The organism is Streptomyces dioscori, from assembly GCF_003024195.1.
GTDB lineage: Bacteria > Actinomycetota > Actinomycetes > Streptomycetales > Streptomycetaceae > Streptomyces > Streptomyces dioscori.
Map to the genome: position 1 here is coordinate 86,852 of NZ_KZ679046.1, position 14,053 is coordinate 100,904.

At 70.4% G+C, this 14,053-nt stretch carries 12 protein-coding genes; 7 read left to right on the plus strand and 5 right to left on the minus strand.

The annotated features are described in order from the left end of the window. Positions 1–78 precede the first annotated feature (78 nt). Positions 79–1,116 (minus strand): hypothetical protein, encoded by a 1,038-nt coding sequence (locus tag C6Y14_RS23090; RefSeq protein WP_107018699.1) that lies wholly within the window; start codon positions 1,114–1,116, stop codon positions 79–81. 165 nt (positions 1,117–1,281) lie between these two features. Here C6Y14_RS23090 and C6Y14_RS23095 point away from each other — a divergent pair, with 165 nt between their 5' ends. Together C6Y14_RS23095 and C6Y14_RS23100 are read left to right on the plus strand one after the other, a co-directional pair. Next, positions 1,282–1,719, plus strand: a complete 438-nt coding sequence (locus C6Y14_RS23095) for a DUF4442 domain-containing protein (protein ID WP_107018700.1) — start codon at positions 1,282–1,284, stop codon at positions 1,717–1,719. A gap of 140 nt (positions 1,720–1,859) precedes the next feature. After that, entirely contained in the window at positions 1,860–3,038 is a 1,179-nt protein-coding gene (locus C6Y14_RS23100) for a phytanoyl-CoA dioxygenase family protein (protein WP_107018701.1), read from the plus strand. 459 nt (positions 3,039–3,497) lie between these two features. Here the strand turns inward: C6Y14_RS23100 and C6Y14_RS23105 are convergent, their stop codons facing one another. Genes C6Y14_RS23105 through C6Y14_RS23120 form a run of 4 tightly spaced genes read right to left on the minus strand, consistent with a single transcriptional unit; the run spans position 3,498 to position 7,542 of the window. Next, on the minus strand, positions 3,498–4,511 hold the full coding sequence (locus C6Y14_RS23105) for a Gfo/Idh/MocA family protein (protein ID WP_107018702.1): 1,014 nt from the start codon (positions 4,509–4,511) through the stop codon (positions 3,498–3,500). Further along, a complete protein-coding gene (locus C6Y14_RS23110; protein ID WP_107018703.1) occupies positions 4,511–5,443 on the minus strand; it encodes an ATP-binding cassette domain-containing protein in 933 nt (310 codons plus the stop codon). The genes C6Y14_RS23105 and C6Y14_RS23110 overlap by 1 nt, the downstream gene beginning before the upstream one ends. A gap of 3 nt (positions 5,444–5,446) precedes the next feature. Continuing rightward, on the minus strand, positions 5,447–6,520 hold the full coding sequence (locus tag C6Y14_RS23115) for an ABC transporter permease (RefSeq protein WP_107018704.1): 1,074 nt from the start codon (positions 6,518–6,520) through the stop codon (positions 5,447–5,449). A gap of 5 nt (positions 6,521–6,525) precedes the next feature. Next, a complete protein-coding gene (locus C6Y14_RS23120) occupies positions 6,526–7,542 on the minus strand; it encodes a sugar ABC transporter substrate-binding protein (RefSeq protein WP_107018705.1) in 1,017 nt (338 codons plus the stop codon). Positions 7,543–7,788: 246 nt separating this feature from the next. Between C6Y14_RS23120 and iolC the strand changes: the two genes are divergently transcribed. From iolC to C6Y14_RS23145, 5 genes are read left to right on the plus strand one after another with little or no spacing between them, the layout of a single operon-like run. Then, positions 7,789–8,739, plus strand: a complete 951-nt coding sequence (iolC, locus tag C6Y14_RS23125) for a 5-dehydro-2-deoxygluconokinase (protein ID WP_107018706.1) — start codon at positions 7,789–7,791, stop codon at positions 8,737–8,739. A 44-nt stretch (positions 8,740–8,783) separates the two neighbouring features. Next, on the plus strand, positions 8,784–9,662 hold the full coding sequence (locus tag C6Y14_RS23130; RefSeq protein ID WP_107018707.1) for a Cgl0159 family (beta/alpha)8-fold protein: 879 nt from the start codon (positions 8,784–8,786) through the stop codon (positions 9,660–9,662). A 46-nt stretch (positions 9,663–9,708) separates the two neighbouring features. After that, on the plus strand, positions 9,709–10,584 hold the full coding sequence (gene iolB / locus C6Y14_RS23135) for a 5-deoxy-glucuronate isomerase (protein ID WP_107018708.1): 876 nt from the start codon (positions 9,709–9,711) through the stop codon (positions 10,582–10,584). 36 nt (positions 10,585–10,620) lie between these two features. Then, the gene (iolD, locus tag C6Y14_RS23140) at positions 10,621–12,495 is read left to right on the plus strand and encodes a 3D-(3,5/4)-trihydroxycyclohexane-1,2-dione acylhydrolase (decyclizing) (protein WP_107018709.1); all 1,875 of its coding nucleotides are present in this window, start codon (positions 10,621–10,623) and stop codon (positions 12,493–12,495) included. A gap of 53 nt (positions 12,496–12,548) precedes the next feature. Beyond that, the gene (locus tag C6Y14_RS23145) at positions 12,549–14,045 is read left to right on the plus strand and encodes a CoA-acylating methylmalonate-semialdehyde dehydrogenase (RefSeq protein ID WP_107018710.1); all 1,497 of its coding nucleotides are present in this window, start codon (positions 12,549–12,551) and stop codon (positions 14,043–14,045) included. The last annotated feature ends 8 nt before the right edge of the window (positions 14,046–14,053 follow it).

Sequence of the window (14,053 nt, forward strand, 5' to 3'; positions counted from 1 at the left end):
CGCCGACAGGCCGACTTGCCAAACTGATTGTCGGCCTGTTCCGGGCCGTTTCCCGTGTGGCCCCGCTTCGCCGCGGCCTCAGCCGTCCGTCGGCGCGTCCTTGGTCAGCCGCACCGTGCTCAGGATCTTCTGGACGGTCGCGTCGGGGATCTCGTCCTTGACACCCTGGGCGCCGAACAGGTTCCAGGTGACGTAGTCGCCCGCGCTGTTCTTGAAGGCGAAGGTGATGGCCTTGCCCTCGCTGTCACACTTCCCGTTCTGCGGCGTGTTGCTGGAGTGCGCGTTGGCGACGCTGCCCTTGAGGCCCGACTTCGTCGTGTAGTCCTTCGCCTTGTCCCACTTCACGCTCTTCTTGTCGGGCTGCGTGTAGCCGCCGAAGATCCACCACGGTACGCGGGTCTCGGCCGCCTCGGCCGCGTCCTTGGCGCCGTTCTCGCCGCGCGTTCCGGCCGTGACCAGCGCCGTGTCCTCCTCGCGGCCGTCCTTGTCGCTGTCGCTGGTGCACCACTTGGACTTGAGGTAGGCGGGGGCGGTGACCGTGGTGCGGTCGGTCTTGCCCTTCTCCTCCCACTCGAAGCCGACGCTCGTGTCGGTGCTCTCGATCTCCCACTCGGCGGGCACGTCGAACATCGTCCCGAAGCGCGGGTTGATGACGACCTTCCAGCCCGCGACCGTCGGCTTCTCGGCGTCCGTGCCGCGCGGGTTGTCCTCCTCGGCGGACGCGGACGCGCTCGGATCCTTGGTCGCGCTCGCCGACGGCCGCTTCGCCTTGCCGTCCTTGTCGCCGCCGGCCTCGTCGTCCTTGTCGCCGCCCAGGACCAGCACGCCCGTGACACCGGCCGCGACGACGACGGCCGCGGCGGCCACGATCGCTACGATCTTCGTCCTGTTCCTGCCGCCGCCCTCGGGGGGCTGCGGCGCACCGGGCGCGGTCCAGCCGGGCTGCCCCGGCTGCGTGTACGGGCTCTGCGGCTGGGGTCCGGTCTGGTACCCGGGCTGCTGATATCCGGGCTGCTGATACGGATTCGGCTGCTGGTACCCCGGCTGCTGGTACGGGTTCTGGTTCTGGTCCTGCGGGTTCTGCTCGCCCCCGGGCGGCTGATTTCCTGGCCACATGGCCAGTAACACTAGTGCCGCACGGGACACGGTTGGGTCACTGCCCCTCATCAGGCACGTACCGGATCATCCGCGAGTGCGGACGTCATGTGTTCGAGATCCCGTCCAGGAACCTGTTCAAGATTCGCTACTCGCGGGTAACGTGCGGCCATGAGCGCAGATCAGATGTCTGTCGGCGAGATGCTCGCCGCCACCGTGCCGATGGTCCGGACCCTGAAACTGGAGTACCTCGAAACCACTCCGGAGAAGGCCGTACTCGCACTGCCCGACCAGAGCGAGTACCACAACCACGTGGGCGGACCCCACGCCGGAGCGATGTTCACCCTGGGGGAATCGGCGAGCGGGGCGGTCGTGCTGGCCGCGTTCGGGGACCAGCTCGCGCGGGCCGTACCGCTGCCCGTGACCGCCGAGATCGCGTTCAGGAAGCTGGCCAGAGGACCTGTCACGGCCACCGCCACCCTGGGGCGGCCCGCCGCCGACGTCGTCGCCGAACTCGACGCCGGCCTGCGCCCGGAGTTCCCGGTTGCCGTCGCCATCCAGCGCGAGGACGGCGCCGTCACCGGCGAGATGACGGTCGTCTGGACGCTGCGCCCCAACGGCTGAAGACGGTTCCCTGAGGGGTTTTTGATGGTTCGGTGACGATTGCCTGAGGGGTGCGGCGTCATGAGAATGACTGCGAAGCGTCGCCGCGATGCCAAACGGTTCGCCGCGATGTCCGCAAGGACCACCCCGAAAGGACGACGATGTCCAGCACCCTTTCAGGACCCCGCACCTGGCTGTCCGAGGACGACTGCGACCTCGACGGATTGCGTGAACTGGTCGAGCGGGACACCGACCCGGCCGACTACCCGTACGCCGCCGCCGTCGAGCGGAACGTCCTGCTGTACGACAGCGGGAGCCTGCGCGCCGAGGTGCGGACGCCCGAAGGTCGCCGGAACGTACAGGCGGAGCTGGTCCGGGCGCTCGCCGACGGGCCCGGCATCGTCGTCCTCAAAGGCGCCTTCCCCGACCGCGCGGTCCTCGACCGGGCGACCAGGGTCTTCGACGCGCTGATCGCCGAGCAGCGTGCCTCGGGGGCCGTCGCGGGCGACCACTTCGCGAAGCCGGGAGCCAACGACCGGGTCTGGAACGCGCTGCAGAAGGCGGCCCTGCTGGATCCGGAGGCGTTCGCCGACTACTACGCCAACGACATCCTCGCCCTGGTGTCCCTGGCCTGGCTCGGGCCCGGCTACCAGGTCACCTCACAGGTCAACGTCGTGAACCCGGGCGGGGCCGCGCAGACCGTGCACCGCGACTACCACCTGGGCTTCCTGAGCAACGAGGTCGCCGCCGCGTATCCGGCGCACGTGCACCGGCTCTCGCCCGTGCTGACGCTCCAGGGGGCGGTCGCCCACTGCGACATGCCCGTCGAGTCCGGTCCCACGATGTACCTGCCGCACTCGCAGAAGTACGAGCCCGGTTATCTGGCCTGGCGGCTGCCCGAGTTCCACGAGTACTTCGAGGCACATCACGTGCAACTGCCGCTCGCGGCGGGGGACGCGGTGTTCTTCAACCCCGCGCTCTTCCATGCCGCCGGGCACAACACGTCGGCGGACATCCGGCGGATGGCCAACCTGCTGCAGGTGTCCTCCGCGTTCGGGCGGGCGATGGAGAGCGTCGACCGGGAGGCCGTGTCGAACGCGGTCTATCCGGTGCTGGTCGCTCGGGCCGCGGCGGGGGCGGGTCCGGAGTGGCTGGAGGCGGTGGTGGCGGCCAGCGCGGAAGGGTATGCCTTTCCGACCGACCTGGACTCCGATCCACCGGTGGGTGGGCTGGCGCCGGCGTCCCAGGCGGATGTTGTGCGGCTCGCGTTGCGGGAGGGGTGGGGGGTGGGGCGGTTGCGCACGGCTTTGAGGGAGGCGGGTGAGCGGCGCTCCAGCTGAGGGGGTGGGGTGGGATGGGGCGGGGTGGTTGGGCGTGGTTCTTCGGGCGCGGGTGCGCTGTGGCTGGCCGCGCAGTTCCCCGCGCCCCTAAAGGCAAAGACAAAAGACTGCGCCGTTCCCCGCGCCCCTGAGGGTTGAGGGGGCGCGCCGCTGCCCGTGCGCCTCAAAGCGAAAAGATTGCGCCGTTCCCCGCGCCCCTAAAAGCCAAAGACGAAAAGACTGCGCCGTTCCCCGCGCCCCTGGGTGGGACGGGGCGCAGCCCCTCCCCGAGGGGCGCGGGGAACGGCGCGGCCAACCCCCACCGCCCGCAGACGAACGTCGTCTTCAGGGGCGCGGGGAACGGCGCGAGCAACCCCCACCGGCCCGCGGATGAACACGGTTTTTCAGGGGCGCGGGGAACTGCGCAATCTTTTGGGTCCGCATCCACCGGCCCGCACGGGGATCTCTGCCCGAAGGGCGTCAGGCGTAGAACGGTGGGCGTTTCGCGAGCTCCACCTCTACCCGGCCGCCCTCCTGCTGCGCACGCACCCCCGCCTCACAGACCGCCGCCGTGGCATAGCCGTCCCACGCCGAGGGGCCCGTGATCTCGCCGCGCCGCGTGGCGTCCACCCATGCCTGCATCTGCCGGTCGTACGCGTCCTCGAAGCGCTCCGTGAAGTCCTGCGCGATGGTCCCGCCCCAGCGGCCCGCCATGTTGGTGACGAGGGAGTGTCCGTCACCGATCCGGGCCGTGCCGCGCTCGCAGACCACTTCGGCCTGCACCTGGTAGCCGAAGCCGCAGTTGACATTGATCTCGACGTCCACGACCGCGCCGCCGGCGGTCTCGAAGAGGACCAGTTGCGGGTCCTGCAGCCCTTCGGGCGCGTTGCCCGAAGGGGTCGGCTTCAGCACGGTGACCGCGGTGATCTCCTGGCCGAGCAGCCAGCGGGTGATGTCCATCTCGTGCACGACGGAGTCGTTGATGAGCATCTCGCTGGTGAACCCGGGCGGGGTCGCCACATTGCGGTGCCGGTTGTGCAGCATCAGAGGGCGGCCCAGCTGGCCGGTCTCCAGCAGCGACTTGAGCTTCACGTACTCGGCGTCGTACCGGCGCATGAAGCCCACCTGCACCCTGCGGTGCCCGAGCCGCTGTTCGGCCTCCAGGACGCGCAGCGCCGAGGCGGAGCCGGGTGTGAGGGGCTTCTCGCACAGCACCGGCAGGTCGTGCTCGAACGCGGCGAGCAGGGCCGCCTCGTGGGCGGGGCCCGGCGAGGCGATCAGCACGGCGTCGACGCCGTCCGCGGCCATCGCGGCGGCCGGGTCGGTGTGCGCGGAGCAGCCCTCGATGCCGTCGGCGATCCGCTTGACCCGTTCCGCGTCGACGTCGGCGACGGCGGCCACGCGGGCCCCGCTGGTCACCTCGTGGAGCCGGCGCACATGGTCGGCCCCCATCCTGCCGGTGCCGATGACGGCCACTCCGAGCACGCCCGCCATCAGGACGTCCCCTTCGATGCCGCGCCGGAGGCCTGGAGGTCCTGCTCCTCGGGGAGCCCTGCCACGTCCACGCCGCGCACCTGCGCCAACTCGTGTTTCAAAGCGGCGAGTTCGGCGCCGCCTGCCATGTGGTTGGTGAGCTCTTCGAGGGTGACGTCCGCGCGGGACGCGGAGAGTTCCATCGTGCCGAGGCGTAGGACGCTGAAGTGGTCGCCGACCATGTAGGCGTGGTGCGGGTTGTGGGTGATGAAGATGACGCCGAGGCCGCGGTCGCGGGCGGCGGCGATGTACTTGAGCACCACGCCGGACTGCTTGACGCCCAGGGCGGCGGTGGGCTCGTCGAGGATGAGCACGCGGGCGCCGAAGTAGACGGCGCGCGCGATGGCCACGGACTGGCGCTGGCCGCCGGACAGGGTGCCGATCGGCTGGTCGAGGTCGTCCAGGACGATGCCCATGGCGCGCAGTTCGGTGTCCGCGGTCTGCTTCATCGCCGCGATGTCGAGGCGGCGCACGGGCCAGGGGCCCTTGGTCAGTTCGGAGCCGAGGAAGAAGTTCCGCCACACGGGCATCAACGGCACGGTGGCCAGGTCCTGGTAGACGGTGGCGATGCCCTTGTCGAGGGCCTCGCGCGGGGTGCTCAGGTGCACCGCCTCGCCGTCGATGAGGAACTCGCCCTCGGTGTGCTGGTGCAGGCCGGAGATGATTTTGATGAGCGTCGACTTGCCGGCGCCGTTGTCACCGAGCACACAGGTGACCTGGCCGGGGTGGACGGACAGGTCCACGCCGTGCAGGGCGCGGACGTTGCCGTACGCCTTGCCGGCCCCGCGCAGCCGCACGATCGGCCGGGCGTCGCCGGGCGCGGCCGCGGGTGTGTCCTTCGGCGCGTCCTGGACGGGGGTGGCGTCGTCGCTGGAGGTGGGGTGGTCGGTCATGGGTTACCTCCGGGTTGCCTGGCGGCGGACCCACAGATTGACGAGGGCGGCGAGCAGGAGCATGACGCCGAGGAAGGCCTTGAACCAGTCGGGGTTCCAGTTGGCGTACACGATGCCCTGGGAGACCATGCCGAAGATGAACGCGCCGATGACGGCGCCGATCGCGGAGCCGTAGCCGCCGGTGAGCAGGCAGCCGCCGATGACCGCGGCGATGATGTACAGGAACTCGTTGCCCACGCCCTCACCGGACTGGACGGTGTTGAACGAGAACAGGATGTGCATGCCGACGAACCAGGCGCCGGCGCCGACGCCCATGAACAGGGCGATCTTGGTGAAGGTGACCGGTACGCCGACCGCGCGGGCGCTCTCCTGGCTGCCGCCGGTGGCGAAGATCCAGTTGCCGAACTTGGTGCGCAGCAGCAGCCAGGTGGCGAGGGCGGCGAGGACCAGCCAGTAGAAGACGGTGATCTTGACGTCGACCCCGCCGATGGTTATCTCGGAGGCGAAGATGCTCTTGGCCTGGTCGAAGCCGTCCATGTCGCTGATGGAGTCGGTGGCGACGTTGCCGGTGAAGAGCTTGGTGATGGCGAGGTTGGCGCCCTGGAGGATCAGGAACGTGCCCAGCGTGATGAGGAACGAGGGCAGTCCGGTGCGTACCAGCATGTAGCCGTTGAACGCGCCGATCGCCAGCGCCACCACCAGGGCGACGATGACGCCGGTCCACACGTTCATGGACAGTTGGAAGCTCCACATGCTCGCTGTGAGCGCGGAGGTGGTCACGGCCACACCGGCGGAGAGGTCGAACTCGCCGCCGATCATCAGCAGGGCCACCGGCAGGGCCATGATGCCCATCACGGAGGCCTCGTAGAGCACGTTGGCCAGCGAGCTCGCCTCACGGAACGGGGAGGCGACCGCGAAGAAGAAGATGTAGACGACGATCGCCGCGATGAGGGCGCCGATCTCCGGGCGGGCCGCCAGGCGGCGGGCCAGTGACCGTTCCGAGGTCCGGCCGTCCTTGGGGGCGGCCGGCGAAGCCGGCGGCGAGGAACTCGCCGCCGGTGCCGTTGCCTGGGTCATGGGTGTCACCGAGTACCCTTCGAGGCGAACTTGGCTATGTCGTCCACGTTGTCCTTGTCGACGAACGCCGGGCCGGTGAGCACGGGCTCCTGGCCGCCTCCGCTGAAGTTGCCGTTGGTCTTGTAGAGCCACAGCGAGTCCACCGACAGGTAGCCCTGCAGGTAGGGCTGCTGGTCGACCGCGAACTCGATGTCGCCGCCCTTGACGGCGTCGACCATCTCCTTGTTGAGGTCGAAGGTCGCCACCTTCGCCTTGCTGCCCGCGTCGTCCACGGACTGCACGGCGGTCAGGGCGAACGGGGCACCGAGCGTGACCACGTAGTCGATCGACGTGTCCTGCTTGAGCTTGGCGTTGATCGTCGACTTCACGGACGGCATGTTCGTGCCGTTCACGTTGAGGGTGGTGGTCTTGCCCTTGAACGTCTTCTTCACGCCGGAGCAGCGGGCCTCCAGGGAGACGCTGCCCTGCTCGTGGATGACGCAGATGTTGTTCTTGGCGCCGAGTGCGTTGAGCTTCTCGCCGAAGGCCTCACCGGCGACGAACTCGTCCTGGCCGAAGTAGGACAGGAGTCCCTGCTCCTTCCAGTCGTCGATGCCTCCGTTGAGACCGACGACGGGGATGCCAGCCTTCTCGGCCTTGGCCACGACGTCCTTCATGGCGTCGGGCTTGGAGAGGGTGACCGCGATGCCGTCGACCTTCTGGTCGATCGCGTTCTGGACGAGGTTGGCCTGCTTGGCCGAGTCCGGGTTGTTCGAGTAGACCAGCTCGACGTTGTCCTTGGCGGCGGCGGTCTCCGCTCCCTTGCGGACGAGGTCCCAGAAGGTGTCACCGGCGGCCGCGTGGGTGATCATCGCGATCTTCATACGGGGGGTGTCGGCCTTGCCGGCCGACGCGTTGCCCGAGTCCTCCTCGGCCTTCTTGCCACCCGAGTCGCTGGAGCATCCGGTGACCATCAGGGCCGCCGCGGCGGCCGCGGCGACGAGGGCGATTCTGCGGGAACGGGGGCGAGACGTGCGGTCCATCTTTCCGGCACCTCACTGTGCGACAAGGGAGAGGAAGTTTGAAAACTCGGCAGTTCTGTTGGGAGGGGATGTAAGTCCCTCATATGCCCCGCTGTCAATACTTTGTTAAGACATCATTTCACGGTGACGTGAGAATGTAAGTACAAAGTCTTGACATGGCTCGGCCCCCGGTCTTACACCTAGGACACACCGGTCCCCCGCATCCCGCACCCCCACAAGACCGCATCCACACGAGGAGCGACGCGTATGAGCGAGTCATTCGACCTGATCACCATGGGTCGCCTCGGGGTCGACCTCTACCCTCTGCAGACCGGCGTACCGCTCGCCCGCGTCGAGACCTTCGGCAAGTTCCTCGGCGGTTCGGCGGCCAACGTGGCGGTCGCCGCGGCACGTTTGGGGCGCGCCACAGCGATCGTCAGCCGTACCGGTGATGATCCCTTCGGAGCCTATCTCCACCAGGCTCTGAAGGAATTCGGGGTCGACGACCGCTGGGTCACCCCCGTCGAGGAGTACCCGACACCGGTCACGTTCTGTGAGATCTTCCCGCCCGACGACTTCCCGCTGTACTTCTACCGGCAGCCCAAGGCGCCGGACCTGGTGATCCACACCGACGAGCTGGACTTCTTCGCGCTGCGGGCGGCGAAGATCTTCTGGATCACCGGCACCGGACTGAGCGAGGAGCCCAGCCGCTCGGCCACCCTCGCCGCCCTCAAGGCCCGCGACAAGGCCGGCACCACCGTCTTCGACCTCGACTGGCGCCCGATGTTCTGGAAGGACCCCGCCGAGGCCCGCCCGTACTACACCGAGGCCCTGCGGCACGCCACGGTCGCCGTCGGCAACCTCGACGAGTGCGAGATCGCCACCGGCGTCCGCGAACCGCGGGCCTGCGCCGAAGCCCTTCTCGAAGCCGGTGTGGAACTGGCCGTCGTCAAGCAGGGCCCCAAGGGCGTCCTGGCCGTCCACCGCGACGGCACCACCGCCGAAGTGCCGCCCGTACCCGTCGAGGTGGTCAACGGCCTCGGCGCGGGCGACGCGTTCGGCGGCTCGCTCTGCCACGGCCTGCTGGCCGGCTGGGAACTGGAGAAGACGATGCGGTACGCCAACGCCGCCGGCGCCCTGGTGGCCTCCCGCCTCGCCTGCTCCTCCGCGATGCCGACCGCCGCCGAGGTCGAGGAACTCGTCACCGCCCGCGGCTGAGAATCCAGCGGCCGACCCCGCACCACCCCGAACGGAGCCAGACCTTGAGCATCACCATCCCCGACCTCGTCAGGGTGCGTGTCCAGCACCCCGAGGCCGTGGCCGAAGCGGCCGCCCGCCGCAGCAGGCGACCCCTCGTCGGCGACAGCGGCCGCCTCATGATCGTGGCCGCCGACCACCCGGCCCGCGGTGCGCTCGGCGTCGGCGACCGCAAGCTGGCCATGGCCAACCGCGCCGACCTGCTGGAGCGCCTGTGCGCCGCGCTGTCCCGGCCGGGCGTGGACGGGGTGCTCGCCACCGCCGACATCCTGGACGACCTCCTGCTGCTCGGCGCGCTGGAGGACAAGGTCGTCATGGGCTCCATGAACCGCGGCGGCCTGGCCGGTTCGGCCTTCGAGATGGACGACCGCTTCACCGGCCACCGCGCCGAGGACATCGAGCGGCTGAACTTCGACGCGGGCAAGCTGCTGCTGCGCGTCGACTACGACGACCCGGGCTCGCTGACCACGCTGGAGTCCACCGCCCGCGCGATCGACGACATGGCCGCGCGCCGACTGCCCGTGTTCGTCGAGCCGTTCATCTCCCGCCGCGTCGACGGAAAGGTCCGCAACGACCTCTCCGCGGAGGCCGTCACCCGCTCCATCGCCATCGCCTCCGGCCTCGGCGGCACCTCCGCCTACACCTGGCTGAAACTGCCCGTCACCAGCGACCCGGAGGACATGGGCGCGGCCCTGGAGACCTCCACGCTGCCCGCCGTCCTGCTCGGCGGCGAGGTCGGCGGGGACCAGGAGGGCGCGTACGAGAAGTGGCGCAAGTGCCTGCGGCTGCCCACCGTCCAGGGTCTGGTCGTCGGCCGCTCCCTGCTCTATCCCGCCGAGGGCGACGTGGAGACCGCGGTGGACACCGCGGTCGGCCTGCTCTGACCGGGGATCAGCCCGCCGTGACCGGACACCGGAAGGATCACACCTCATGACCAGCGCACATCACCTGCCCGCGGGCAAGGCCGCGAGCGGGCCGTACGCCGTGGACGTGACGCCCGAGAGCGCGGGCTGGGACCACTCCAGCCTCCGGGTCCTCGAACTGCCGCCCGGCGGAACGCACTTGTTCACCGCGGGGGACAGCGAGTGGATCGTCACCTCGCTGGGCGGCGGCTGCACGGTCGCCGTCACCGACGACTTCGGCCAGGACGAGTTCGAACTACGGGGCCGCGTAGACGTGTTCAGCGGCGTCAGCGACTTCGTGTACGTGCCCAGGGACGCGACCGCCGCCCTCACCACCGACGAGGGCGGCCGGTTCGCCCTCACCGGGGCCCGCTGCGAACGCCGCCTGCCGGCCCGCTACGGCCCCGCCGACTCCGTGCCCGTCGAGCTGCGCGGCAGCGGCAACTGCTCCCGCCGGGTGCACAACTTCGGCGCGGCCGGGGTCTTCGAGTGCGACAAGCTCATCGCGGTCGAGGTGATCACCCCGGGCGGCAACTGGTCCTCGTACCCGCCGCACAAGCACGACGAGAACCGGCCGGGCGAGGAGTCCGAGCTGGAGGAGATCTACTACTTCGAGATCGCCGACCACGAGGGCACCCCCGGCCTCGGCTACCAGCGCGTCACGCCCTCCGGCAACGGCAGCGGCACGGACGTGCTCGCCGAGGTGCGCGGCGGCGACGTCGTCCTGATCCCGGACGGCTGGCACGGCCCCTCGATCGCCTCGCCCGGCCACGACATGTACTACCTCAACGTCATGGCGGGCCCCGGCGCCGAGCGGGCCTGGCTGATCTGCGACCACCCCGACCACGCCTGGATCCGCGACACCTGGCCGGACCAGCCGGTCGACCCCCGGCTGACCCCCTGACCCTCTCCACCCCCTCCGCGAACCAGTGAGGACCCGATGAGCCGCTCCACCCTCCGTCTGACCGTCGCCCAGGCACTCGTGCGTTTCCTGGCCGCGCAGTACACCGAACGCGACGGCGAACGGCACCGGCTGATCGCCGGCACCTGGGGGATCTTCGGCCACGGCAACGTGGCGGGCCTCGGCCAGGCGCTCCTGGAGGCCGGCGAGGACACCATGCCCTTCCACCAGGGCCGCAACGAACAGGCCATGGTGCACGCCGCCGTCGGCTACGCCCGCCAGCTCGACCGGCTCTCCGCCCAGGCCGTCACCACCTCCATCGGCCCCGGCGCCACCAACCTCGTCACCGGCGCGGCCCTCGCCACCATCAACCGCCTGCCCGTGCTGCTCCTGCCCGGCGACTACTTCGCGACCCGCGCCGCAGATCCGCTGCTCCAGCAGCTGGAGCACCCCATCGAGGCCGACCTGTCCGTCAACGACACCCTGCGCCCCGTCTCCCGCTACTTCGACCGCATCCACCGGCCCGAGGCGCTGATCCCCTCCGCCCTCAACGCGATGCGGGTCCTCGCCGACCCCGTCGACACCGGCGCCGTCACCCTCGCCCTGCCGCAGGACGTGCAGGCCGAGGCGTACGACTGGCCCGAGGAGTTCTTCGCCGACCGGGTCTGGCACGTGCGCCGCCCGGTGCCCGAACCGGCAGAGCTGGCCGCCGCGGTCGAAGCCGTACGAGGCTCCCGGCGCCCCCTGGTCGTCGCGGGCGGCGGCGTCCACCACAGCGAGGCCGAGCAGGCCCTCAAGGCGTTCGTCGAGGCCACCGGCATCCCGGTCGCCTCCACCCAGGCCGGCAAGGGCTCGCTGCGCCACGACCACCCGGCGGACGTCGGCGGCATCGGCCACACCGGCACCGCCGTCGCCGACGACCTGGCCCGCACCGCCGACCTGGTCATCGGCGTCGGCACCCGCTACTCCGACTTCACCACCGCCTCCGCGACCCTCTTCCAGGAACCGGACGTCCGGTTCGTCAACCTCAACGTGGCGGCTTTCGACGCGCACAAGCTCAGCGCGCGGACCCTCGTCGCAGACGCCCGCGCCGGTCTGGAAGCCCTCACCGAGGCGCTCGCCGGGCACCGCGTGGACGCGGCGTACGAGGCCGAGTACCGCGCGGGCAAGGAGCGCTGGGAGCAGGTCGTCGACTCCGTCTACCGGGCCGACGACGAGCACGCCGTCCCCACCCAGACGCAGGTCCTCGGCGCCCTGGACGCCGTCGTCGGCGACGACGACGTGGTGATCAACGCGGCCGGCTCGCTCCCCGGCGACCTGCACAAGCTCTGGCGGGCCCGCAGCCCTCGCCAGTACCACCTGGAGTACGGCTACTCCTGCATGGGCTACGAGATCCCGGCCGGCATCGGCGTCCAGCAGGCCGCCCCGGGCACGCCCGTCTGGTCCCTGGTCGGCGACGGCACGTACCTCATGATGCCGACCGAGATCGTCACGGCCGTCCAGGAGGGGCTGCCCGTCAACCTGGTGCTCATCCAGAACCACGGGTACGCGTCCATCGGCGGCCTCTCCGAGGCGGTGGGCGCCGAGCGCTTCGGCACCGCCTACCGCTACCGGGCCCCGGACGGCACCTTCACCGGTGACCCGCTGCCGGTCGACCTGGCCGCCAACGCCGCCAGCCTCGGCATGGACGTCCTGCGCGCCAAGACCGTCGGCGAACTGCGGGAGGCGCTGGCCACCGCCCGCGCGTCCGACCGCCCCACCTGCGTGTACGTCGAGACCGACCCGACGCCCACCTCACCCGGCGCCGAGGCCTGGTGGGACGTCCCCGTCGCCGAGGTCGCCTCCCGCGAGGCCGCGACCAGCGCCCGTACGACGTACGAGCGGCAGGTCGCCGACCGCCGCCGCCACCTCTGATCCCGCCCGCTCCCCGCCTGCCCCGCTCAGCTCACGATTAAGGACCCGCCCGCATGAAGAACATCGACCACTGGATCGGCGGGAAGCCCGTCGCGGGTGCCTCCGACCGCTTCGGCCCCGTCCACAACCCGGCCACGGGCGCCCAGGAGAAGCAGGTGCCCTTCGCCTCCGTGGACGAGGTGGACGCCGCCGTCGCCTCCGCGAAGGCCGCCTTCGAGAGCTGGGGCACCGCCTCGCTCGCCAAGCGCACCTCGGTCCTGTTCAAGTACCGCGAACTGCTCGACGCGCACCGCGACGAGATCGCCGAGCTGATCACCGCCGAGCACGGCAAGGTGCACTCCGACGCGCTCGGCGAGGTCGCCCGGGGCATGGAGATCGTCGAACTCGCCTGCTCCGTACCGCAGTTGCTCAAGGGTGAGCTGTCCACCCAGGTCTCCACCCGGGTCGACGTGGCCGCGATCCGCCAGCCCCTCGGGGTCGTCGCGGGCATCACGCCGTTCAACTTCCCGGCCATGGTGCCGATGTGGATGTTCCCGCTCGCCATCGCGTGCGGCAACACCTTCGTGCTCAAGCCCAGCGAGAAGGACCCGTCCGCCTCCTACCGGCTGGCCGAACTGGCCAGTGAGGCCGGACTGCCGGACGGTGTGCTCAACGTCGTGCACGGCGACAAGGCGGCCGTCGACCGGCTCCTGGAGCACCCGGACATCACCGCCGTCTCCTTCGTCGGCTCCACGCCCATCGCCAAGTACATCCAGATCAAGGGCATCGAGCACGGCAAGCGCGTGCAGGCTCTCGGCGGCGCCAAGAACCACATGCTGGTCCTGCCCGACGCCGACCTGGACTTCGCCGCCGACCAGGCCATCAGCGCCGCGTACGGCTCGGCCGGCGAGCGCTGCATGGCCGTCTCGGTCGTCGTCGCCGTCGGCGGCACCGGGGACGAACTGGTCGAGAAGATCGCCGAGCGCGCCAAGGGCCTGAAGATCGGCCCCGGCAGCGACCCGGCCTCCGAGATGGGCCCCCTCATCACCCGCGAGCACCGCGACAAGGTCGCCTCGTACGTCGCGGGCGCCGCCGCCCAGGGCGCCGAGGTCGTCGTGGACGGCACCGGCTTCACCGTGCCCGGCCACGAGGACGGCTTCTTCCTCGGCGTCTCGCTCCTCGACAAGGTCCCGCTCACCGCGGACGCCTACCGGGACGAGATCTTCGGCCCCGTGCTGTGCGTGGTCCGCGCCGAGACCTACGACGAGGGCATCGCGCTGATCAACGCCTCCCGCTGGGGCAACGGCACCGCGATCTTCACCCGGGACGGCGGCGCCGCCCGCCGCTTCCAGCTGGAGGTCCAGGCCGGCATGGTCGGCGTCAACGTGCCGATCCCCGTCCCCGTCGGCTACCACTCCTTCGGCGGCTGGAAGGACTCCCTCTTCGGCGGCCACCACATCTACGGCAACGACGGCGTCGCCTTCTACACCCAGGGCAAGGTCATCACCACCCGCTGGCCCGACCCGGCCGACAGCGGCGGCATCAACCTCGGCTTCCCGAGCCATTCCTGACGCTCCGA

What these genes read in the sequence shown, in the direction of transcription:
- C6Y14_RS23090 (WP_107018699.1), bottom strand. Translation starts at nt 1,116, where the DNA reads ATGTGGCCAGGAAATCAGCCGCCCGGGGGCGAGCAGAACCCGCAGGAC.
- C6Y14_RS23095 (WP_107018700.1), top strand. Translation starts at nt 1,282, where the DNA reads ATGTCTGTCGGCGAGATGCTCGCCGCCACCGTGCCGATGGTCCGGACC.
- C6Y14_RS23100 (WP_107018701.1), top strand. Translation starts at nt 1,860, where the DNA reads ATGTCCAGCACCCTTTCAGGACCCCGCACCTGGCTGTCCGAGGACGAC.
- C6Y14_RS23105 (WP_107018702.1), bottom strand. Translation starts at nt 4,511, where the DNA reads ATGGCGGGCGTGCTCGGAGTGGCCGTCATCGGCACCGGCAGGATGGGG.
- C6Y14_RS23110 (WP_107018703.1), bottom strand. Translation starts at nt 5,443, where the DNA reads ATGACCGACCACCCCACCTCCAGCGACGACGCCACCCCCGTCCAGGAC.
- C6Y14_RS23115 (WP_107018704.1), bottom strand. Translation starts at nt 6,520, where the DNA reads ATGACCCAGGCAACGGCACCGGCGGCGAGTTCCTCGCCGCCGGCTTCG.
- C6Y14_RS23120 (WP_107018705.1), bottom strand. Translation starts at nt 7,542, where the DNA reads ATGGACCGCACGTCTCGCCCCCGTTCCCGCAGAATCGCCCTCGTCGCC.
- iolC (WP_107018706.1), top strand. Translation starts at nt 7,789, where the DNA reads ATGAGCGAGTCATTCGACCTGATCACCATGGGTCGCCTCGGGGTCGAC.
- iolB (WP_107018708.1), top strand. Translation starts at nt 9,709, where the DNA reads ATGACCAGCGCACATCACCTGCCCGCGGGCAAGGCCGCGAGCGGGCCG.
- iolD (WP_107018709.1), top strand. Translation starts at nt 10,621, where the DNA reads ATGAGCCGCTCCACCCTCCGTCTGACCGTCGCCCAGGCACTCGTGCGT.
- C6Y14_RS23145 (WP_107018710.1), top strand. Translation starts at nt 12,549, where the DNA reads ATGAAGAACATCGACCACTGGATCGGCGGGAAGCCCGTCGCGGGTGCC.